The following is a 21,637-nucleotide window of genomic DNA, read 5'->3' as shown; positions in this document are numbered from 1 at the left end:
GAGCGATCCGGCTCAGTTGTCCAACGTAACCCCGGTCTCTTGCACAATGGTTTTCCACTTCAAGCTTTCCTGCCGCAGTTCGTGTTCGAACGCAGCGGGATCGCCGGTGCGTGCCACGAAGCCGTTTTGCAGGAATGCCTTCTGGATCGCCGGGTCGGCCAGCACCGTGTTCAAAGCTCGCGACCAACGGTCCACGACCTCGGGCGGAACGCCTCGCGGCGCCGCCAAGCCCCACCAGTTGCTCAACACCACGTCGGGCGCACCGGCTTCGCGCAGGGTCGGCACATCGGGCATGGATGCAAAGCGTTCGGGCGCGGCCACGGCCAGCGCGCGGATTCGGTTCTGCGGGGCATAGGCCGCGCCCACGCTATAGCCGCCCAGGTACATTTGCACCTCGTTAGCCAACAGCGCCTGTACACCCGGCGCCGATCCCCGGTACGGAATGTGTGTCATGCGCGCCTGCATGGCTTGCGACAACATGAAGGCCGACAGGTGTGGTGACGTGCCCGAGCCGGGTGACCCATAGTTCAACTTGCCGGCATTGGCCTGTGCATACTGTTTGAATTGCGCAAAGGTGGTGGCGGGCACGGCGGCGCTGATATAGATGAACGAGGGCACGTCGGCCAGCTTCGCGATGGGTTGCAGGTCAGCGAGCGGGTCGAAGCCTAGCTTGCGATACAGGAATTGGTTGATCACGAAGTTGTTTGCCGCGCCCAGCACCAGCGTGTAGCCATCGGGCTTGGCCCGCACCACTTCCTGCACGCCGATGTTGCCGCCCGCGCCGCTGCGGTAATCGACGATCAGGTGCTGTCCCAGTTCTTTTTCCAGCCGGGGTTGCAGTTGGCGCAGCGCGATGTCGCCCGCCGCGCCGGGCGCATAGGGCAGAATGATGCGCACGGGGCGGTCGGGGTATTGCGCGGTGGCAGGGGAGGCAAGGCCGACACTCAAGCCCAGCGCCAGGGCCGTGGCCAGTGTGATGGATAGCGCAGTGGACAACGCAGTGCCCACTCCAGGTAGCGTGCGGTTCATCATTGTTCCCTTGAGTTCGCCCGTGCGCAGCATGCTGTCGGCCTTATGCCGCGCCGGGACGTTGTGAGGTAAGACAAGCCGCGTTCTGCGCGCGGTCAGAATAGCCCCCTTCCAGCGGAACGCCCCCTACTACAGATCGATGCGCATCAGGTCGTGTGCCAGGCGTAGCGGACCCGAGTAGTGCTTGCGTATGTCGGCGGCGATGTCGTCCATCAGGTGCGGCCCCATCAGTTCCACCGGCAGATGCTTGGCGGCCGCGCGTTTCAACACGGGGCTGCAGGAATCAAAGTGACCGAAGTGGGTGGCGACCAGGCTTTTTACGCCGGCCTCGCTTGCAATCTTGCCCAGGTCGGTGGGGCTGGTGTGGGCGTAGGTGCCCACGCCCGTCTTGGCGCGATGGGCGATGAAGGATTCGGGGAATGTGCATTCGTGGATCAACAGGTCGGCATCCCGCGCCAGCTTGACCATGGCGGGGCAGGGCGCCGTGTCGCCGCTGAACGATACAACTTTGCCTTCGGCCTCGATGCGCACGCCAAAGCACTCGCAGATGTCACGCGGGATGTGTTCGACCCAATCCACGCTGATGCGCACGTCGTCGTCCTCGAACACCACGCCCGGCGCTACCTCGCGCACGATGGGGCGCACCGCTTCAATATTTGCCTGGCGCACGGGATACGAGCTGCGTGCCTGGAAATCCGCATGAAAGGCGCCGTTCTCAAATAAGTGATCGACGAATTTCTGGGTGCCGCGCGGACCCAGCAGCAGGGGGCTGCCCGTTTTGTTCAACATCCAGCTGGAGATCACGAAGTACGGGTAGTCGCAGATGTGGTCGTGGTGCAAATGGGTCAGGAACACGAACCCGACATCGGCCGGATTCACATTGGCGCGCACCATTTGGCGGGTGGCGCCTTCGCCACAGTCGAACAAGTAATGCTTGCCGTTGTTCAGCGTCAGCAAGATGGCCGATTGGCCGCGGTCCGGATCGGGCAACGCCGCCCCCGTCCCCAACATCGTGATCTTCATGGGATTGCCCTCTGCGCCAGGCGCTGGTGATGGAATAGTCAGTGTAGGCAGCGGGTAATTCGGGAATAATCAAAATTCATGATCTAGTGAAAACCAATTGGAATCACTGAAATGGCTACCGAACCCCGCATTCCGACCATCCGCCAAATCCGTTCGCGCTTGCGCGTTCGCCATCTGGATCTGTTGCTGGCCCTGGACGTCACACGCAGTGTTCATAAGGCCGCCACGCAGTTGGGCATGACCCAGCCGGCAGCCAGCAAGCTGCTGGTAGAACTTGAGACGACGTTTGGCGTGCCCTTGTTCATCCGATCTCGCCGTGGCATCTCGCCCACGGTCTATGGCCAGGCGCTGGTTCACAAGGCAGCCGTCCTGCTGGCCGACCTGGACGGCGCGCGCAGCGAACTTGATGCGATGACGCGCGGCGCCTCGGGGCGCGTGCGGGTCGGTGTATTGCAGGCGGTGCTGCCGGTGCTTATTCCACGCGCGCTGACGCAACTGCGCGAGCAGTCCGCGGGCGTAACGGTCATGCTGCAGGAAGGGTCATACGACGCCTTGCTCAACAGCTTGGCGCGGGGCGAGCTGGATTGCGTGATTGGACGGCTGATGGTGGGCAAGGGCCAGGCCACGTTCCAAACCGAAGTTTTGTACGACGAACCCATCCATATCGTGGCGCGGGTCGGGCATCCGCTGGTGCGCTCGTCGCGTGTGAACGCGGCGACCTTGGCGCGCCAGTCCTGGATTCTGCCGCCACCGCAGGCGCCACTACGTGAACGCATCGACGCCTACTTCGCCGAGCAGAATCTGTCGTTGATGGATCCGGTGGTGGAATCCGTCAGCCTGCTTGCCAACGAGGTACTGCTGCGACATTCCGACGTGCTGGCGGCCATGCCGCGCGGGGTCGCGCTGCATTACGCCCGGCTGGGCGTGCTGGCGATCTTGAAGTTCCAGCCCGGATGGACGCTGCCGCCGGTGGGGGTAGTGACGCGCAGTGACGCCGAAATCTCGCCCTCGCTGCACGTATTCCTGCAGGCGGTCCGGGCTGAGGCGGCGGCGCTGGATCAAAGCGACGGCAGGGGAAAATGAGTGAGCTCCCAGACGCTTGCCGGGTGGCCGGGATCGCGCATGGCGGCCCGTGCTTACTTCGCGGTGTTTTTATCGGCTTTGCGCAGCGCGTGGCCCATGTCCAGGTGGCGCTTCAACATAGGCAGCGTGTCGGCGGCGAAGCGCTTCAGGTCATCGTCCGTGGCCCGCTTGGCCGCTTCCTCAAACAGTTCAATGGCGTCCTCGTGCGCCGCTACGGCGATCTCGTCGACATAGGCCTCGTCAAAGCCGTCGCCGCGTAGTTCCAGCGCTTTCAACCGGGCGCTTTGCACCAGCGATGGCTGCGTGGGCGTTTCGTATCCCTTTTGTTTGGCCAGGTGCTGTAGTTGCCGTCCCAGTGCGGTGTGGTCGTCGATCACCTTCTGGGCGAATTGCTTGACTTGCGTGTCGCGGGACTTTTCCAGGGCAAGCTTGCCTGCGGCGATTTCCAGGTAGCCGGATTCCGCGGCTTTGGTCAGAAAGCCGCGGTCTTCGCTGTTCAACTTGGTGATCGCGGCGGAAGAGTCCGCAGCGCCAGGAGCGGAGGTGGGCTGGGCAAACGCGTTGCCTGGCGCGCCCAGCGCAAAGGCAATGCAAAGGGTGGCGTTCAATAAGGGCTGGTTCATGCTGATCTCCTGGATGACACCCACAGGCAGACGGCGGCCGGTCATTCCGGGCAAGCCTTGCAGGCGTCGCCAGTTTGCGGAGCAAGCCGCATGCCCACCGCACCGGGCGTGCGCAAACCTTTTTGTTTGGCAAGCCGCTAGGGCGCGGACGGCAGCAACTGCATCCCCGTGCGGCGGACGAATTCCTCGTAGCTGATCGGGGCGCTTTCTTTCGCGCTGGCATTGTTGGCCTGCCAATGCACCCAAGAGCGCCGCGTGGTGGCGTCGTACACCACCTTGTAGACGTGGCTGGGCACCGCAACGCCAAAGCCGATGGATGCCGGCTTGCTGGCGTAGTAGGGGCCGGTGTAGACGTACACATCGCCTGACGCGCGCATGACGTACTTGCGCGTGTCCTGCTCGATGCGGCTCCAGGGGCCAGCGTTCTGCGTCTGATTTTGCGGCACCATGTTGGCAAGCGAAAAGCTCTGCGCCATGGCGTCTCGCGAATACATATCGCCCGCGGGCGCCATGTGGCCGCGTGAATAGCCGGAACCCTTGTAGTCGTCCAGGGTGGCGCGTTCGGCACTGGGCAGGCGCGCTTCGGCGTAGAACTTGTCGGTGCGCTCCAGGCCCTGCGCCTGCGTGAGCAGCTTGCGGTTCAGACGCTCGGCGACAAATACCGGTGTTTTGGTCTGGCCGTTGTGCAGGACGGCAAAAGCGGAAAAGCAGAGTTCGCGCAGCGCGGGGGCCGTGGGCACGACGGGCAGCTTGCCCGATGGGAAAAACTGCGGGCAATCGGCGAAGCGGGTGTGGGTCAACGCCCCTGAAGGGATGGCCGCAGGGGCAAACTTTTCCTGGGCCGGCCACCCCAGGCGCGCCAGGATGGCGTCCGGCGAGAACTGCACGGGCCATTGCGGCTTCAAGACGTAGGTGGTGGCGCCGAAGCTGGCCAGCGACGAAACCAGAAGCGCCCTGAAGAACCGATAGGCGCGGCCGGCCGATTTTGTATTGCCCCGAGCTACCGGGCGTTTTCTTTTTGAAGCTGTTTTCTTCGCGCGCGTCATGCTACCTGTGTGTTGCGGGCTGGGCCATCGTAGGGCCAGCGTCGCCGAATTGTAGATGACTGACTGCGGGCGACCGCAAGCCCAGCCGTCTCAACTACAGTTCGTCACAACACCAGTTTCAAGCCGATCGCAAACATCACCACGCCCACGCAGCCATCCAGCAGCCGCCAGGCGTTGGGGTTTGCAAACAGCGGGCGGAGCAGGCGGGCGCCATAGCCCAGCGTGAAGAAAAACGTGAACGACGCGCACATGGCCCCTAGCGCGAAGGCGGTTTTGGCGCCGTCGTACTGGCTGGAGATCGACCCCAGCAGCACCACGGTGTCCAGGTACACGTGCGGGTTAAGCCAGGTGAAGGCCAGGCAGGCGGCCAGCGTGGCGGCAAGCCCGGTCGTTTGCCGGGTGGAGGGCGCCAGGCTGTCGTGCTGTGCGCGCAGGGCTGCGCGCACGCTGCGTGCGGCGTAGACGAAGAGGAACAACGCGCCGCCGTATCGCATGGCGGGTTCCAGCCAGGGTAGGGTGTCTGCCGCCAGCCCAAAGCCCGCCACGCCCACCCCGATCAGGATCGCGTCGGAGACGGCGCAGGTCAGGCAGACCGCGAACACGTATTCCTGGCGCAATCCCTGTCGCAGGACGAATGCGTTTTGCGCGCCGATGGCGACGATCAGGCCAAGACCGAGCAGGAACCCGGGAATGAATGCGGTCGTCATGGCAACTCTCGTGGCAACCCTTATGGAAAGGCCGACAGACTAGCCGCTGGCAGAGGATTAGAAAAACTAAATAAGCTAAATCAACGTTAGTTCGTCTAAACAACGTGGTGGCCAGGTGTCACGCCGACGCCCGGCCCGCCGCGACCAGATGATCCAGCAACAGGCTGGCCGCCGCCGACAGCGCGTGCACGTCGCGCATGCAGATGGCGAAGCGGCGGTGGCTCCAGGGGTCATGCAGTGGCAGTACGCGCAGGCCATGGGCCAGGGCATAGGGCGTGGCTACCTCGATGGGCGCCACGCTGATTGCCAAGCCCGCCAGCACCACGCGAAAAGCAGAGTCGAAATTGCTGACGGTGACGCGGTGGCGTAGAGACTTGCCGCTTTGGTTGGCCGCGGTTTGCAACATGCGCAGGACCGCGCCCGCCGCGGGCATGTTCACATGCTCGTAGTCCAAGGCCTCGTCGAACCAGACCGCGTCGCGCTCGGCCAGCGGATGATCGGGCGCGGTGACGACAGCCAGGCGGTCGCCTCGGTACGGCCGGGTGTCCAGCCCGTGAAAGTCGGCCGCGTCCCAGCAGATACCCAGGCTGGCGATGCCGCCCTTGACCTCGCGCACCACGTCCTGGCTGACGCGCTCTTCCATGTCCACGCGGATGTTGCGGTGGGGGGCGGCTTGCAGAAATGCCGCGATGTCTTCGGCCAGGGATTCCGCCAAAACGGACGCGGTGGCCAGGATGCGCACCTGCCCCTTCACGCCGCTGGCGTAGGCCGACATGTCGCGTTCGATGCGTTGCGAACTGGCCAATATCGCGCGTGCGTGTTCCAACAGGGTTTCGCCGGCCTCGGTGGGTTCGACGCCCCGGCGCTTGCGCGTCAACAGCTTGGCGCCCACGGTGTCTTCCAACTGCGCCAGCCGTTTGCTGATGGCCGAGCCGACGATGTTGGCGCGTTGACCGGCGCGGGCGATGTTGCCGGTTTCACAAACGGAGATGAACAGGCGCAGGGTGGTGATGTCCAGGTCACGCATGGCGGTGCCGCCTTTTCAAGAAGTTCCGGAATGGAATATTAGTCGTTCCAGAATACCGCTTGTGCGTGAATCGAGAATATCTAAACTGGCTTGGTTGCTTGATGAAGCCTTACTGGATAACGCCGCTGCCATGCCGATCGCCCCGTCCTCCTGTTTTCCGAACCGCGCCACGGTGCGCGAAGTGGGGCTGCGCGACGGCTTGCAAAGCTTGTCCGTCGTCATGCCCACGCAAACCAAGCTTGAATGGATCGACGCCGCCTACGCCGCCGGCCAGCGCGAGATTGAAGTGGGGTCGTTCGTGCCCGCCCGCCTGCTGCCGCAGTTGGCGGATACCGAGACCTTGGTGGCCCACGCCAAACGCCTGGACGGATTAACGGTGTCGGTCTTGGTGCCCAACTTGAAAGGCGCCGAACGCGCGCTGGCCAGCGGCGCGGACCTGATGCTGGTGCCCTTGTCGGCCAGCCATGCCCATAGCCTGGCCAACCTGCGCAAGACCCCGGATGAGGTGGTGGCGATGGTCGGCCAGATGCGCGCCGCGCGCGATGCGGCCGGGTCGTCGATGCTGATTGAAGGCGGGGTGGGCACGGCATTCGGCTGCACCTTGCAGGGCCATGTCCCGCCGCAGGAGGTACTGCGGCTGATGCAGGCCTTGCTGGATGCGGGCGCCGACCGCGTCAGCCTGGCCGATACGGTGGGCTATGCCGACCCCGTGGCGGTGCGGCGGCTTTTTGACGAGGCGCGCCGCCTGGCGGGCGACCGCCTGTGCTGTGCGCACTTTCATGACACGCGGGGCTTGGGGCTGGCCAATGTGCTGGCCGCATTGGAAACGGGCGTGTCGCGTTTTGACGCTTGCCTGGCGGGCATCGGCGGCTGCCCGCATGCCCCCGGCGCCAGCGGCAATGTCAGCACGGAAGACCTGGTGTTCATGCTGGAGAGCATGGGCATCGCCACCGGCGTGGACATCAGCCGATTGCTGGCGCTGCGCCAGAAGGTTGGCGTCTGGCTGCCGGACCAGCCCTTGCACGGCGCGCTGTGGCAGGCCGGCCTGCCCAAGACGTTCCATTCCCTATCCGGCGCGGCTGCCTGATTGCGTCCGCCAACTTCTTTCGAGCTTCCTCATGCCACAACCGATTCAAGATACTGCTACGCCCCCGTCTCCCCGTGCATTGCCGCTGGCCGGCTTGCGCGTGGTCGAGTTCACGCACATGGTGATGGGCCCGACCTGCGGCATGGTGCTGGCGGACCTGGGTGCCGAAGTCATCAAGGTGGAACCGGTGCGGGGGGATCGCACCCGGCATCTGCTGGGCGTGGGCGCGGGCTTCTTCCCGATGTTCAACCGCAACAAGAAGAGCATTGCGCTGGATATCCAAAGCCCCGAAGGCGCCGCCGCCGCGCGCAAGCTGGCGGCCAGCGCCGACGTGGTGGCCGAGAACTTTCGCCCCGGCACGATGGCGAAGTACGGGCTGGACTACGCCTCGCTGTCGCAAGACAACCCCCGGCTGATCTACGTCAGCCACAAGGGCTTTCTGCCCGGCCCCTACGAGATGCGCACCGCCCTGGATGAAGTCGTGCAAATGATGGGCGGGCTGGCCTACATGACCGGCCGGCCTGGCGACCCGGTGCGAGCGGGCACCAGCGTCAACGACATCATGGGCGGCATGTTCGGCGCCATCGGCGCCATGGCCGCGCTGATCCAGCGGGGTATTACGGGCAGGGGGCAGGAAGTGCAGTCGGCCCTGTTCGAGAACAACGTCTTCCTGGTGGGGCAGCACATGCTGCAGTACGCCATCACCGGCCAGCCGTCCGCGCCGATGCCGGATCGTGTTTCCGCCTGGGCGCTGTACGACGTGTTCACCGTGAAGGATGGTGAGCAGATCTTCCTGGCGGCCGTCAGCGATGCGCAATGGGTCACCTTCTGCGACGCCTTCGGATTCGATGACTTGAAGCGCGATCCGGCCATGGCCACCAATAATGACCGGGTGCGTCTGCGCCCCACCTTGTTGGCCGACCTGCGCGAGCGTCTGGCCGGCTATAGCGCGGCGGAGCTATCAAGCGTATTCGAGCGCATCGGTTTGCCGTTCGCGCCTATCGTGAAGCCCGAAGCGCTTTACGACGACCCGCATCTGCGCGCCACGGGCGGGCTGGCCGACATCCGGCTGCCCGACGGCGAACGTGCCGGCCAGACCGCGGGCGCGGCGTTGTTCCCATTGATGATGGACGGACACCGGTTGGGGGTGCGGCTGCACCCGCCGACCTTGGGCGTGGACACGGACGCCGTGCTGGCGGACCTGGGTTATGACGCAACGCAGATTGCGGCGCTGCGGGAGCAGGGCGCGGTAGCGTGATGGGAAACAAAAAACCAATAGGAGACAAACATGAGCAATCAACGCGCGGGGTGGAGCCGCCGACAAGTACTGGGAGCGCTGGGCGTGGCGATGTTGGGCGCGCCAGCCCTGGGCAGGGCGCAGTCGGACCGGCCCATCAAATTCATCCTGCCCGTGGGGGTGGGGTCGGGCGTGGACACGATCACGCGGTCGGCCGGTCCGGCGCTGTCCGCCGCGCTGGGCCATACGGTCGTGGTCGAAAACCAGCCGGGCGCGGGCGGCATCGTGGGCACGTCCGCGTTGGTGCGGTCAGCGCCGGACGGCTACACGCTAAGCATGCTGTCGAACAATCATGTGATTTTTCCCAGCGTCTATAAGTCTTTGCCATTCGACCCGCTGGCTGACATCACGCCGATCAGCATGGTGGGCATGACGCCGTTCCTGATCGTGGCCAACCCGAAGCAGATCGCGGCGGGCAACCTCAAGGAGCTGACCGCATTGCTGTCGCGCGAACCCGGCCGCTATAACTACGCCTCGTCGGGCAACGGCACTATCCTGCATCTGGCCGCCGAGATGTTTGTGCAGCAGGCGGGGGTCAAAGCGCGACACATTCCCTATAAAGGCGTGGGCCCCATGATGACGGACCTGATAAGCGGGCAGGTGGATTTCGGCGTCTTGTCGCTGCCTTCGGTGCTGCCGCAGATCAAGAGCGGTGGGCTCAAGGCGCTGGCGGCCTGCGGCGCCGAGCGGATGGCAGCCTTGCCTGATTTGCCCACGGCGCGTGAGCAGGGGCTGACGAATTACGAGATCGGTGGTTGGTTCGCCGCGGCAGGGCCGGCAAACTTGCCGGCGGCCGATGTGCGCCGCATCTACGATGCGTTGGGTCGGGCGTTCAACTCACCCGAGGTCAAGCAGGCCATGGCGGCGCAGAATAACCGCATTCTGCTGATGCCCCCCGAACAGACGGCGGCGCACTTTCGTTCTGAAATGGCGAGGTACGCGGTCGTGGTGCGGGGGGCGGGTCTGGAGCTGATGTAGGGCGGGCTGCCGCTGTCGGGCAGGCGCTCAGCCAGTGTTCTGGTCGGCTGCGCGTAGCAGGCTGTACAGCTTGTCCTTGAGCAGCAGTTTTTCTTTTTTCAGCACCTCGATGTGGGCGCTTGAGGACGGCACCTTGCCGTCCTCCATATTTTGGATTTCCTGGTCCAGGTCGTTGTGACGCTGGAACAGGGCCGAGAAATGCGCGTTCTCGGATTTCAGCTGCGTAATGAGTTGGCGATATTCAGGGAACATTAGGGCCTCTCTCTTGGTAACCCGTTGACGGGGACCGGCACGCGCCAAGCGCGGCGAGCGTCGGCGTCCTCATGACACGCCAACGACTGTTCATTGTCAACCCGCCCCCTGCCAGGGCGGGGCAAGCGGGTTGCGCGCGAACAAGGGCGATACGAATGGGCGCTGAATTTGTCGTTGATATTCACGTTTGATTACATGGCGAGGTCAAGGCGGGGATACACTCTGGCCCCCGTGGTCAGTCATATCGCAGACATGAAACAGCGCGCGTCCGGTGTTCGGCAAGTTTTTGAGCTTTTCCGCAAGGACGGGCGCATCCACCCGGGTACTGGCATGATCAGCGGCGTGATTGCCCTGTTCCTGGCCATTCTGGCCGTGCTGGGCGTGCTGGCTTTTCACTTCCCCGCCTATCTCACCACCCCCGAACTGCGCGCCTTCTACTCCGTGGAAGCGATGCGCACGCTGCTGTTTTCCGCGTTGCTGGTGTCGGGTTCCATTGCGCTTGCCAATACCGTGCTGGGGCGTCAGCGCTGGCTGAACATCTCGGCCTTCGCGCTGGTGTGCTGCGCGGTGGCGGCAGGCGGCAGCCAGGTGGTGGTGACCGCGTCCAACACCGGCAACCACCCGTACCTGGGCCTGGACTGGTTCATTCTGGATCTGCTGGCGTCCAGCATGGTCTTCATCATTTTCGAGAAGTTGACACCGCTGTATCCCGGGCAGCCCGTGTTTCGCGGCGAATGGCAGGTGGACATGAAGCACTTCCTGTTCAACCACCTGTCGGTGGGCGCGGTGCTGCTGTGCATCAATTTCTTCATCCACCGGCTGTTTTCGTGGGCGGCGTATGAACCCTTGCAGGCCGCCATTCAGTCGATGCCGTATTTGCTGGAACTGTTCGTGGCGGTGCTGGTGGCGGACCTGGCGCAATACGCGGCGCATCGCGTCTATCACGAGGTGCCGTTCATGTGGCGCTTTCACGCGGTGCACCACAGCACGCGCACGCTGGACTGGCTGGCCGGTTCGCGCCTGCACATCGTTGAACTGCTGATCACCCGCGTGGCCGTGTTGGGTGTGCTGTTCGTGCTGGGGTTTTCAAAGGCGGTGCTGGACGCCTACATCATCATCGTCGGGTTCCAGGCCGTGTTGATCCATTCCAACGTGAAGCTGCCGTGGGGCTGGCTGCGCTACATCATCGTGACGCCGGATTTCCATCACTGGCACCACTCGTCAGACACCGAAGCCATCGACAAGAACTACGCCGCGCACTTCTCGTTCATCGATTACGCCTTTGGCACCGCCGTGCGCGGCGTGGGCAAGCGCTTGCCCGAGAACTACGGGATTCTTGATAACGACATGCCGGGCACCTTCCTGGCGCAGCAGGCATACCCCTTCGCGCGCAAGCGCTAGAGGGTGATGCCCGCTACAGCATCTTGACCGCGCGCCCGATGAATTGAATCGGGCCGGTGGGCTTGCCGATGGGCGAGCCGGTCTTGGGTTCCAGCGTCAGCTCGAAAAGCTGGTTGGGTTCCAACGGCGGCAGTTTGTCCAGCGGGATCCGGACCGGCTCGCCGGGTTTGACCAGGCCCAGCGATACGGGGCCGGCCCAGCCATCGGCCTTGGTCCAGAATTCCAGCGCACGATCCGGCGGCACTTCGGTTGCGGTGATGGGCACCAGTTGCACGGCGCTTTGGCCGGCCTGCGCCTGCACCACCCAGCCGGGCGCTTGTGATTGCGGCGCCACCAACACCACCACATACTGCGGCGTATCGGGCGTGGCCACCGGGCGCAGCGCCAGCGTGCTGCCCAGGATCAGCACCGCCGCCATGCCGCCCATGGCCAGGCTGCGCCAGAATGCCAGGCTGTCCCAGAGGCCGGGCTTGGGGGGGGACTTGGCGCTGGCAGCGGGCCGCGCCTGCGCCTGTGCCGAATCCAGCGTGCGGGTAATGCGAGGCCAAAGGCTGGTCGACGGTTCAACCGGCTCGGACAGGTTGGTCAAGGGCAAGAGCCTGGCTTCCCAGCGCGCGACCGCCGCGCGCAGGTCGGCGTCGTGCGTCATGCGCGCCTGCGCGTCGCGGCGTTGCGTGGCCGACAAGGTGCCCAGCACATATTCGCCAGCGAGCTCGTCGATGTCGTCGTGGGACGGTTGCGGAGCGCTCATGCCAGGCACTCCTTAAGCGCTTGCAGGCTGCGCTTGATCCAGGCCTTGACGGTGCCCAGCGGGGCACCCAGGCGCTTGGCGATTTCGCTGTGCGTCAGCCCCTCTACGTAGGCATGCAGCACGCAGTTGCGGCGTACGGGTTCCAGTTCTTCCAGGCAGGGGCCAATGCGTCCGGCGCTGGCGCGCCAGTCGAAGGCGTCGCGGGTGTCGTGCCAGGCTTCAATGGCGTCGCGCGCGTCCAGGGCGGCGGCCGCGTCATCGTCAACGTCGGTTTCGCGAGCGGTGTCGCGCAGCGCATTCAACGCCAGATTGCGGGTGATGCTGTACACCCAGCCGCGTCCCGATCCGCGCGATGCGTCGAAGGTGTCGGCCTGGTTCCAGATCTTGACGAATGCGTCATGCACGATGTCCTCTGCCCAAGCGCGATCGCGCAGGAGTCGTTGGGCCACGCCCAGCAGGCGCGGGCCTTCTTGCCGATACAGGGCTTCCAGCGCGGGCCGGCGACCGGCCGCGCAGGCCTGCAAGGCAGCTTCGTAATCGAAATCCGGGGTCAGGCGGTTCGGCATGCGAGAGCAGTGACGGTAAGGGAGCGGCCGCGCGAACCCGTCATGCGCGGTTGAAGGTTGCGCCATCTTACCGGACTCTCCAGCCGCTGGCCCGCCGATGGGGCGGCGGGCCGGCGTGCTTAGTTCGCCTTCCAGAAAATGTAGTCAGCCTGGTACTTCACCACGCTTTTCTGGCCCAGCATCGCCGTGGTGCACGGCGTCTTCGGCGCCACGCCGCCCTTGAGCGCGACGCGCTGGATGTAGGTCACACCGGTCATCGCGCCCGCGCCCATGGCCGGATTCGCCTGCACCAGTTGGTAGGGGATGTTGCCGTCGCCGGCGGGCGCCACGGCCAGTTGCTTGCCGGTGACTTTCGAGCCGTCCATGGCTTCCCAGGTGGCGGGCGGGCCGTAGTACTTGCCCACCTGCTTGCCCATGCGGTCATTCAGCGCGGCGTTGGGGCCGGCGAACACCCATTCGGCCTGGCCCTTCATGTCGGCCTTGGCGCGGCATTCGTAGGTGATTTCGCCCACGCCCACGGTTTCCCAGGCCACCTTGTTGCCAGCCGGCACCTGGATGCTGGCAGGCAGGTTGGCTTGGGAATAAGCCATGGATTTGGAACTCATCGAGCCGCAGGCGGCCAGGAGCGACACGGCGAACAGGCCGGTAACGACGGGGATGCGGTGCGAACGTTGGGTCTTCATGAGCGGTCTCCAGCGACGTGAAAGGTCTGTAGACGACGCGCACCATGCGCGCCGGTACAGGTACTACACGCGGGAGACCGAATTGGATGCAGGCCGGATGCAAATATTTCTGCATCCGGCCCGCGGGGGAAGATCGCGGCTTAGTTCGCCTTGCGGTTGGCCGAGTACGAGGCCATCAGATTGCGGTAATCAGGAATGTGGTTGGCGAAGAGGGTGCCCAGGCCTTCCACGTCGTTGCGCCAGTCGCGATGCAATTCGCAGGCCACGCCGAACCACGACATCAGTTGCGCGCCGGCTTGTTCCATGCGGCTCCAGGCGGCGTTGCGGGTGACTTCGTTGAACGTGCCCGACGCATCGGTCACGACGAACACGTCAAAGCCTTCTTCCAGCGCCGACAGGGCAGGGAAGGCGACGCACACTTCGGTGACCACGCCGGCAATGATCAGTTGCTTCTTGCCGGTGGCCTTGACGGCCCGGACGAAGTCTTCGTTGTCCCAGGCGTTGATGTTGCCGGGGCGGGCAATGTAGGGGGCGGTGGGGAATTTGTCTTTCAGTTCCTGCACCAGCGGGCCGTTGGGGCCGTCTTCGAAGCTGGTGGTCAGGATGGTGGGCAGCTTGAAATATTCGGCCAGGTCGGCCAGGGCCAGCACGTTGTTCTTGAATTGGTCCGGTTGGAAATCACGCACCAGGGAAAGCAGGCCAGCCTGGTGATCAACCAGCAGGACGGCGGCTTCGTTCTTGTCCAGTTTCACGTAGGGCTTGGTCATGGTTTTTGCTCCGTTATGTCTTCAAGGTGGTGCGCGGTGTTGCGCGTTGAGTGCATGAACAGAATTCTAAATACCAGCCTATAACCCCGGTAGTCGGCCAAATTGCGCTTCAGCGTTCTATTTATCGGACGATAAGCGGGGTTCGATGAGGGGAGTAAGGGATTTTGGGCTAGTAATGCCGTGGCGCTGCTGCGTATCGCATTCACGCCGGGCGGTTTCACCATACTCCGCCGCCATGAAATCCAGTAACTCCCGTACCGCCGGCAGCAGGCCGCGCCGCGACGGAAAGACGGCATGGACGGCGCCGGGTTCGGGCACCCAGGGTGCACCCACCGGCACCAATGTGCCGGCGTCCAGTTCGTCGCGGATCATCATCAGGGGCAAGGCGGCCACGCCCACGCCGCGCAGGGTGGCTTGCTTGAGCGCCAGCATGTCGTCGGTGACCAGGCGCGGCGTGAAGGGCACGCTCAGGCGGGCGCCGTCGGGCCCGTCCAGCCGCCACTGGCATTCCCGCTGCTCGGTGCCCAGCGCCAAGGTGGGTAATTGCGCGAACTGGGCGACATCGGCGTTTGGGGGCAGCGAGCGCGCCAGCGCGGGGCTGGCAACCAGGCTCTGGCAGCTCATACCCAGGTGTTTCATGACCAGGTCGCTGCTTTCCATGGGGCCGAAGCGCACGCGCACCGCCAGGTCGAACCCTTCGCGCAGCACGTCGACCGACCGCGAAAAGCTCTTCAGGTAGACGTGTACCCTGGGGCAGCGTTCCATGAAGCGCGCCACCACATCGCCCAGAAAATAGTAGATCAGCGCGGGTGGCGCGCTCATGCGGATGGTGCCTTGTGGCTCGGCGTGCGTGCGGTCGATGACGTCCTGCGCCGCTTCGGCCCCGGCCAGCATCGACAGGCACTGGTCGAAATATTCCTGGCCCAGTTCGGTCACGGCAAAGCTGCGGGTGGAACGCTGGATCAGGCGCACGCCCAGCCGCTCCTCAAGCAAGGCGATGCGGCGGCTCAGGCGGGATTTGGGGATGTCCAGCGCGCGGCCGGCGGGCGCGAAGCCGCCGTTCTTGACCACCTGGACAAAATAATAGAGATCATTCAAGTCATGCATGATCGTTTCCGCGTTTCTCGATTTCTGAACGTAGCGGCGAGCATATAACGGCGCCGGTGGTTGCCAGAAGACGGAAGCGGAACGGACCCGCGCGGAAAATCCGGTCAGGCCGCCGCGCCCAGCGATTCCTCTTTCCAACGCTGCTTGTCGCGCAGCGGCGGGGTGCCGAACAGGCGGCTGTATTCACGGCTGAACTGCGACGAACTCTCGTAGCCCACGGCATGCGCGGCCAGCGCCACGCCCGCGTCATCGCTCAGCATCAAACGGCGCGCTTCCTGCAAGCGCAGGTGCTTCTGGTATTGCAGCGGGCTCATGGCGGTGGCCTGCTTGAAATGGTGGTGCAAGGAGGACACGCTCATGTGTACGTCGCGGGCGATTTCCTCCACGCGCAGCGGCTGGGCGTAGTTGTCGCGCAGGATGCGGATGGCCTTGGCCACGCGGTTCAACTGGCTGTCTTGCAGCACGGTCTGGCGCAGCACCACCCCTTGGCCGTTCATCAGCAGCCGGTACAGCAGTTCGCGCTTGACCATGGGCGCCAGGATGGGGATGTCGCGCGGGCTGTCCAAGAGGCGCAGCAAGCGCAGCACCACGTCCAGCAACGAGCCGCCCAGCGGATTCACGCACAGCGCGCGAGACGCTTCCGCGGGCACCAGCGGAGGCAGGTTTTCGTCGCTGATCAGCTCGGCGATTTCTTCGGGGTTCAGATCCAGCCGCAGGCCCAGGTAGGGCAGCGTCGGGCTGGCCACCGACACCTTGGCCACGACAGGCAGGTCCACCGAGGAGATCAGGTAATGGAAGGGGTCGTACTCGAAACTCTCATCGCCGATCAGCAGGCGCTTGGAACCCTGGGCAATCACCGCCAGCGCGGCTTTCTGCAACCCCGGCTTGGCGCCGGTGGGCTGTGACAGCCGGTGCAGGTAGAGGCCTTCGATGGGCGTGTCCAGCGACCCTTCCAGATCGCCCGTCATCCGGTCCAGCGTGCAAAGCAGCTCTCGGCGGGCCGGTTCGTAGGCGATGTCCAAGGGGGCGGTAGTGACGGAACCCTCGGGTGGGTCGGTAGTAATAGGCATGGAAGGCATGGGGGCTCCGGAACGCGCGCCGTCCGCGAGGCAAGCCGGCGGCGCCGCAGAGGATAGGGCGAGCCTCAGTGTATGCGCGGTCCTGCCGTGATGAACAGGCACTGTTTTCGGTGTGGAGAAATGGGCAGAAAGTTTGGAGGATCGGGCGCATGCCTGATTCTCCAAGAGGCGTGCCAGAGAATCAGGCAAAAAAAGGGCAGGATCAAGCAGTGCATGCGGCCGTTGGTCGACGCATACTGTTTGCACCCCCGGCAAGCTGGCGTCCGGCGTTCCATTCCGGGGCGCACGGACCCGCGACGCCGCTGACAGGAGCTCAACCATGCGATACAAAAAATTCGGCAGCACCGGCCTATTCGTTTCGGAACTCTGCCTGGGCACCATGACCTTTGGCGGCGAGGGCGAACTGTGGAGCAAGATCGGCAACCTGCAACAGGAAGACGCCAACCGGCTGGTCGGCCGCGCGTTGGACGCGGGCGTCAACTTCATCGACACGGCGGATGTTTATTCGGAAGGCCGCTCCGAAGTCATCACGGGCCAGGCCCTGCGCGATTTGAAGGTGGCGCGCGACGACGTGGTGATCGCCACGAAGGTGTTCGGCCAGACCGGCGCGGGCGTGAATGCGCGCGGCAATTCGCGCGTGCACATCCTGGATGGCGTGAAGAAGAGCCTGGCGCGCTTGCAGTTGGACCACATCGACCTCTATCAGATCCACGGCTTCGACCCCGCCACGCCTATTGAGGAAACCGTGCGCGCGCTGGATACCCTGGTGCAACACGGCCACGTGCGTTACGTGGGGGTGTCCAACTGGGCGGCCTGGCAAATCATGAAGGCGCTGGGCATTGCCGAACGCCTGGGGCTGGCGCGCTTTGAATCGCTACAGGCCTACTACACGATCGCGGGCCGCGACCTGGAACGCGAACTCGTGCCCATGCTGCAAAGCGAAGGCGTCGGGCTGATGGTGTGGAGCCCGCTGGCCGGTGGCCTGCTCAGCGGCAAGTACAGCCGTGATGGCTCGGTTGAAGCCGGCAGCCGCCGCGCCGCCTTCGACTTCCCGCCCGTGGACCGCGACCGCGCCTACGACAGCATCGACGCGCTCAAGTCGGTGGCCGACGCGCGCGGGGTGTCGGTGGCGCAAGTGGCGCTGGCGTGGCTGCTGCATCAGCAAGTGGTCACCAGCGTCATCATCGGCGCCAAGCGGGTGGATCAGTTGGACGACAACCTGGCCGCCACCGCCATCAAGCTGACACAAGACGAGCTGGCCGCGCTGGACAAGGTCAGCGCGCTGCCGCCCGAGTATCCCGGCTGGATGCACGTGCGCCAAGGCGAATTCCGCCGCCAGCAGTTGCTTGAGTCGGGCGCGGTGTAAGCCCGACGGGGGTGGGGTTGGACGGGTGACCAGCTAGTAGAATCCTGGCAGCTTTAACGAATGAAGACGCCAGATGACCCACCCGTTTTCCCCCGACGATGTGCGCGTCTTGCGCGAACACGGCATTGCGCTGTTCGCCGACCGCGTGCTGATCGCGGTGCAGCCGCCCTTGTCCGACGCGCGCATCGCGGAGATTGAATCCGCCTGCGCCGGCCCCTTGCCACTAGCCTTGCGCGACCTATGGCGCCTGACCGCCGGCGGCGAGCTGGCCTACGACCTGCACGCGCGGATGAACGGCAATGAAGAGGCCCTGAGCTGGTCCGAACTGTTCTACGACGGCAGCGACCACTATCGCGATCTGCAAGGCTGGATCGAACACGAACAAGAGTGCGCCGAAGCCGCCGCCGCCGAAGACGGCGAGACTTGGAACGGCACGCTGCGCTATCTGCCGATAGGCGGTTTTGAATACTGCGACCGCATCTATGTGGTGACGGAGCCCGGCCCCCGCGCTGGCAGCATCGTGGCCTGGAAGCAGGGTCTGCCCGGCTGGACACACGCCCTGCAACAGGATGGCATTGCAACGATTGCGCCGGATCTGCACGCCGCCTTCGCCGCGCTGTCCCTGGAGACAGACCCGGAAGACGACCTGGATAGCCCCGGCGTGCGCGTGCTGGAATATCTGGACGAACGGGTGTCGGACCATGGCATGCCGCAAGTGCTGGCGGACGCGCTCGTCGCGTACTACCGGCGCGCGCTGGTGGACTGGCGTGGCCCGCTGGCGGCCGGCACGCTGATGCAGTCGCCGCGCTTGGCCGGCCTGGCTTTGCAACACGCCATCAGAAAGGATGACGCGGCGCTGGTGCGGCAATTGGCAGAGCAGGGCATGCATTTCGATCAGCCCTTGCGCGGTAGCGCCACGCCGGTGGACGTAGCCTTGATGCAGCACGCTTACGCCGCCGCCGACGCCTTGTTGCAAGCGGGCGCGGCGGTCAGCCCAACGGCCATTCATCGCTTTGACCGCAAGCCCTCGGTTGAACTCGTCCTGCGGCTGCTGGCGCAAGGCGCTCAAGCCGATGCGCTGGGCGTGGCCCGATGCGTGGCCTGCGGATCGCCCGAGGCCGCGCGCCGCGTCGCGGCCGCCTGCGGTGACGGTATCGCCGCCGCGTTTGCAGAGGTGCGCGATGCCATGGCCAACCGCTACCAGGAGGACCTGCGCAAGGTGCGCGCGGGCGAGCTGGGCCATTACCTGGGCGCGGACGGCTTGGCCGAACGCGTTGCCAACCTGCGGCAGTTTTCGCTATGACCTTGCGGGTGTCTTGCCTGGAAGGGCGAGGCCCGCTGTGCTGGCGCCCACCGTGCGCCGTCCCCGACTAGAATGTGCTTCGCGTTTGCGTGAGCGCGTTCTTGCTTTGAAGGGACTAGCGTGGCCATTCCGTATCTGCGCAGACTGACATCCGTCAGCCGTAGCCCACAAGCCAACAGGCATCTTGCCTATTTCCTGACCTTTACTGCCGGCGCGGTCAACGCGGGCGGCTTTCTGGCCGTCCAGCAATACACCTCGCACATGTCGGGCATCGTTTCCATGATGGCCGACCACATGGCGCTGGGCGGCCTGGTGGTGGTGTTGCAGGGGGTGGCGGCCTTGCTGTCGTTTCTGGCGGGCGCCGCCAGCTCGGCGTTCCTGATCAACTTCGGGCGGCGTTCCCACCTGGCCAGCGAATATGCCTTGCCGCTGCTGCTGGAAGCCGTGCTGCTGCTGGTGTTTGGCCTCTTGGGCGCCAACCTGGAAACGCTGCGCTGGTTCTACGTGCCCGGCACCGTGATGCTGCTGTGCTACATCATGGGCCTGCAGAACGCGATGATCACCAAGGTGTCACGCTCCGAGATCCGCACCACGCACGTCACCGGCATGGTGACCGACATCGGCATTGAACTGGGCAAGCTGTTTTATTGGAACGTGGCCAAGAGCGACACGCAACACAAGCCGCCCGTGTTCGCCGACCGAGGCAAGCTGATCGTGCTGAGCCTGATGGTGTCGCTGTTTTTTGTGGGGGGCGTGACGGGGGCGTATTCGTTCTTCCACTTCGGCTTCGGGTCGACCTGGCCGCTGGCGCTGCTGCTGACCCTGTTGGCCGCCGTGCCGGTCATGGACGATATCCGCGGCTTCATTCGCCGCGTTTAACGCGACGGCGTCACCGTTTCGCTTTACGCGCTACGGCGTGGCCCAGGAAGACCTGCAGCGCGGCCAAGGTTTCGTAGTGCAGCTTTTCCAGCCGCGCGTCCTTGGCCGGCTCCGTGATGGCGTAGCCCCTGGCGTCCAGGGGGTAGGGCTCACCCAGCAGGCGCGCCATGTCGATCTGGTAATAGCTGGCGTCGCCATACGGCCGCTTGCCGTCGATCATCGGCATGGGCCAGAATCGATCTCCTTCACGCAGTACGGCTTCCAGTTGCCGCGGGTTTGCCTCACGCCAGACGGCGGCGCGCAACAAGGCCAGGTGTTCGGCGCGCAGCGTGAACCCGCCTAGTGTGTCCATGCCGCTTTGCGGGAAGTCGAAGGCGTCTTTCATCTCGGTCGGCAGCGGGTAATGACCCGGAGCAAGTTTGCCCACGGACGCCACAAAGCCGGGCAGCACGCGGCACACTTCGGCCAGGCGCCGGATGACCAGCACGTCGTCCGACGTCTTCAATGCGCGGCGCGCGATGGACAGTGTGTCGGGGCCTCCCAGCAGCGGTTGTTCGAAATCAATGCCCGGCGCGCCGGATTCGATCGGCATCCATTGCACCCGCAGCAAGCGTATCAGCGTCGCGTGCTGGGAAGAGATCGGGATGGCGTCGGGCGGCTGGGCGAATACCTGCCGGATGATGGGTTTGCGGTCGGTGGCGGCCAGGGCGCGCAATGGCGCCATCGTCAACCAGCCCAAACTCACACCTATACCCAGGCTCTTGAACAGCGCACGGCGTTTCATCATGGTTGCCCGGATTACTTGCGCAGGTCGGCCAGCGCCGACTCGGCCAGCGTATAGCCCGGTTGAATCCGCAGTGCGTCTTCATAGGACAGGCGCGCATCGGCCATACGCCCCATGCGGCGTTGCAGGTTGCCTTGATTGGTCAGAATCAACGCACTGGCGGGTTTGGCGCGCACGGCCTGCTGATAAGCCTTCAGCGCATCATCCGGGCGGTCCATGGCATCCAATAGCGACGCCTGCAGGTTGTAGCCGATGCTCCAGTCCGGAAAGCGGTTCGTCAGCGCCTGCGTCGTGGCCAAGGCATTGGGAAAATCCCCGCGCTGCGCCTGCGCGCCGGCCTTGTTGACGTATGCCCACTTATGGTCCGGATTCAGCTTGATGGCCTCGTCGAACAGGTCTTGGGCGGCGGGCAGCTTGCCTTGCTGCGCTTGCAGCTTCCCCAGAAACACCCTGACGTCGGCGTTGCGAGGGTCCTGGCGGGCCATCTCTTCGGCCACGCGCTGCGCCTCCTGCGGATCGTTCGCCCGCAAGGCAGCCGAGATCCGCGTGTTCAGCGTTTGCATGGCGGGCGGCAGTTGTTTGATGCGGGCTTGCAGCGCTTCGTTTTCCGCGCGCAGTTCGGATTGGTACGCGTGGTCCAGTTGCGCGGCGGGTTGCGCATGGGCGGCCGGCACGGCAAGGCCGATGAAGCAGGCTAGGGCCGGCCCGAGCAGGCAGGCAAACACACGGCGGCTCAGGGTTGCAGGCATGGTGGTCGGCAGTCCTTGAAAGAGGGATGTGCGGGCGGCAGGGGGGAGCG

At 64.6% G+C, this 21,637-nt stretch carries 22 protein-coding genes and 1 pseudogene; 8 read left to right on the top strand and 15 right to left on the bottom strand.

The features are described from left to right. Positions 1-12: 12 nt before the first annotated feature. Together WBR68_RS14325 and WBR68_RS14320 are read right to left on the bottom strand one after the other, a co-directional pair. Positions 13-1,062, bottom strand: coding sequence for a Bug family tripartite tricarboxylate transporter substrate binding protein (locus WBR68_RS14325; RefSeq protein WP_230694585.1), 1,050 nt, complete (start codon positions 1,060-1,062; stop codon positions 13-15). A gap of 96 nt (positions 1,063-1,158) precedes the next feature. Then, on the bottom strand, positions 1,159-2,052 hold the full coding sequence (locus WBR68_RS14320) for an MBL fold metallo-hydrolase (RefSeq protein WP_127185437.1): 894 nt from the start codon (positions 2,050-2,052) through the stop codon (positions 1,159-1,161). Positions 2,053-2,163: 111 nt separating this feature from the next. Between WBR68_RS14320 and WBR68_RS14315 the strand changes: the two genes are divergently transcribed. Then, positions 2,164-3,135 (top strand): LysR substrate-binding domain-containing protein, encoded by a 972-nt coding sequence (locus WBR68_RS14315; protein ID WP_127185436.1) that lies wholly within the window; start codon positions 2,164-2,166, stop codon positions 3,133-3,135. A 53-nt stretch (positions 3,136-3,188) separates the two neighbouring features. Here WBR68_RS14315 and WBR68_RS14310 read toward each other — a convergent pair whose 3' ends face one another. The 4 genes from WBR68_RS14310 to WBR68_RS14295 form a co-directional block, all read right to left on the bottom strand. Further along, positions 3,189-3,758, bottom strand: a complete 570-nt coding sequence (locus tag WBR68_RS14310) for a DUF4142 domain-containing protein (RefSeq protein WP_230694584.1) — start codon at positions 3,756-3,758, stop codon at positions 3,189-3,191. 137 nt (positions 3,759-3,895) lie between these two features. Continuing rightward, on the bottom strand, positions 3,896-4,804 hold the full coding sequence (locus WBR68_RS14305) for a DNA/RNA non-specific endonuclease (protein WP_230694583.1): 909 nt from the start codon (positions 4,802-4,804) through the stop codon (positions 3,896-3,898). A 104-nt stretch (positions 4,805-4,908) separates the two neighbouring features. After that, a complete protein-coding gene (locus tag WBR68_RS14300) occupies positions 4,909-5,511 on the bottom strand; it encodes a LysE/ArgO family amino acid transporter (protein ID WP_230694582.1) in 603 nt (200 codons plus the stop codon). Between the two features lie 118 nt (positions 5,512-5,629). Next, entirely contained in the window at positions 5,630-6,538 is a 909-nt protein-coding gene (locus tag WBR68_RS14295) for a LysR family transcriptional regulator (protein WP_050448401.1), read from the bottom strand. 130 nt (positions 6,539-6,668) lie between these two features. Between WBR68_RS14295 and WBR68_RS14290 the strand changes: the two genes are divergently transcribed. The 3 genes from WBR68_RS14290 to WBR68_RS14280 are packed head-to-tail and all read left to right on the top strand — an operon-like array spanning position 6,669 to position 9,900. Further along, positions 6,669-7,625, top strand: coding sequence for a hydroxymethylglutaryl-CoA lyase (locus WBR68_RS14290; protein WP_230694581.1), 957 nt, complete (start codon positions 6,669-6,671; stop codon positions 7,623-7,625). A gap of 31 nt (positions 7,626-7,656) precedes the next feature. Continuing rightward, on the top strand, positions 7,657-8,883 hold the full coding sequence (locus tag WBR68_RS14285; RefSeq protein ID WP_100854979.1) for a CaiB/BaiF CoA transferase family protein: 1,227 nt from the start codon (positions 7,657-7,659) through the stop codon (positions 8,881-8,883). Positions 8,884-8,913: 30 nt separating this feature from the next. After that, positions 8,914-9,900: a Bug family tripartite tricarboxylate transporter substrate binding protein gene (locus WBR68_RS14280; RefSeq protein ID WP_164741287.1), complete on the top strand. Its 987-nt coding sequence runs from the start codon at positions 8,914-8,916 to the stop codon at positions 9,898-9,900. Between the two features lie 27 nt (positions 9,901-9,927). Here WBR68_RS14280 and WBR68_RS14275 read toward each other — a convergent pair whose 3' ends face one another. Beyond that, positions 9,928-10,152, bottom strand: coding sequence for a YdcH family protein (locus WBR68_RS14275; RefSeq protein WP_230694580.1), 225 nt, complete (start codon positions 10,150-10,152; stop codon positions 9,928-9,930). A gap of 252 nt (positions 10,153-10,404) precedes the next feature. On the opposite strand from WBR68_RS14275, the gene WBR68_RS14270 reads away from it, so the two are divergent. Next, entirely contained in the window at positions 10,405-11,553 is a 1,149-nt protein-coding gene (locus WBR68_RS14270) for a sterol desaturase family protein (protein WP_050448433.1), read from the top strand. 13 nt (positions 11,554-11,566) lie between these two features. Here WBR68_RS14270 and WBR68_RS14265 read toward each other — a convergent pair whose 3' ends face one another. The 6 genes from WBR68_RS14265 to WBR68_RS14240 form a co-directional block, all read right to left on the bottom strand. After that, positions 11,567-12,304, bottom strand: coding sequence for an anti-sigma factor (locus tag WBR68_RS14265; RefSeq protein ID WP_230694579.1), 738 nt, complete (start codon positions 12,302-12,304; stop codon positions 11,567-11,569). Further along, positions 12,301-12,870, bottom strand: coding sequence for a sigma-70 family RNA polymerase sigma factor (locus WBR68_RS14260; RefSeq protein ID WP_127185430.1), 570 nt, complete (start codon positions 12,868-12,870; stop codon positions 12,301-12,303). The genes WBR68_RS14265 and WBR68_RS14260 overlap by 4 nt, the downstream gene beginning before the upstream one ends. 119 nt (positions 12,871-12,989) lie before the next feature. Continuing rightward, positions 12,990-13,553 (bottom strand): DUF3455 domain-containing protein, encoded by a 564-nt coding sequence (locus WBR68_RS14255; RefSeq protein ID WP_050448394.1) that lies wholly within the window; start codon positions 13,551-13,553, stop codon positions 12,990-12,992. Between the two features lie 140 nt (positions 13,554-13,693). Next, entirely contained in the window at positions 13,694-14,320 is a 627-nt protein-coding gene (gene ycaC, locus WBR68_RS14250) for an isochorismate family cysteine hydrolase YcaC (protein WP_050448393.1), read from the bottom strand. 117 nt (positions 14,321-14,437) lie between these two features. Further along, positions 14,438-15,427 carry a LysR substrate-binding domain-containing protein gene (locus WBR68_RS14245; RefSeq protein WP_230694578.1) on the bottom strand — a complete coding sequence of 330 codons (990 nt, stop codon included), beginning with the start codon at positions 15,425-15,427 and terminating at the stop codon, positions 14,438-14,440. 104 nt (positions 15,428-15,531) lie between these two features. Then, positions 15,532-16,497, bottom strand: coding sequence for an AraC family transcriptional regulator (locus WBR68_RS14240; RefSeq protein WP_050448432.1), 966 nt, complete (start codon positions 16,495-16,497; stop codon positions 15,532-15,534). A gap of 328 nt (positions 16,498-16,825) precedes the next feature. Between WBR68_RS14240 and WBR68_RS14235 the strand changes: the two genes are divergently transcribed. From WBR68_RS14235 to WBR68_RS14225, 3 genes and pseudogenes are all read left to right on the top strand, one after another. Next, positions 16,826-17,872, top strand: coding sequence for an aldo/keto reductase (locus WBR68_RS14235; protein WP_127185428.1), 1,047 nt, complete (start codon positions 16,826-16,828; stop codon positions 17,870-17,872). A 73-nt stretch (positions 17,873-17,945) separates the two neighbouring features. Beyond that, a complete protein-coding gene (locus WBR68_RS14230; RefSeq protein ID WP_230694577.1) occupies positions 17,946-19,175 on the top strand; it encodes an SMI1/KNR4 family protein in 1,230 nt (409 codons plus the stop codon). A 120-nt stretch (positions 19,176-19,295) separates the two neighbouring features. Further along, positions 19,296-20,033: pseudogene (locus WBR68_RS14225) on the top strand (YoaK family protein); the annotation flags it as partial. Positions 20,034-20,064: 31 nt separating this feature from the next. Here WBR68_RS14225 and WBR68_RS14220 read toward each other — a convergent pair. Together WBR68_RS14220 and WBR68_RS14215 are read right to left on the bottom strand one after the other, a co-directional pair. After that, entirely contained in the window at positions 20,065-20,841 is a 777-nt protein-coding gene (locus tag WBR68_RS14220) for a hypothetical protein (protein WP_230694576.1), read from the bottom strand. Positions 20,842-20,852: 11 nt separating this feature from the next. Next, on the bottom strand, positions 20,853-21,587 hold the full coding sequence (locus WBR68_RS14215) for a tetratricopeptide repeat protein (RefSeq protein ID WP_050448387.1): 735 nt from the start codon (positions 21,585-21,587) through the stop codon (positions 20,853-20,855). Between the last annotated feature and the right edge of the window lie 50 nt (positions 21,588-21,637).

This window comes from Achromobacter sp. JD-1, from assembly GCF_038594925.1.
GTDB classification, from domain to species: Bacteria; Pseudomonadota; Gammaproteobacteria; order Burkholderiales; family Burkholderiaceae_B; genus Achromobacter; species Achromobacter spanius_C.
Note: the sequence above shows the minus strand (reverse complement) of the source record. Positions and strands in the feature narration are given on the sequence as shown.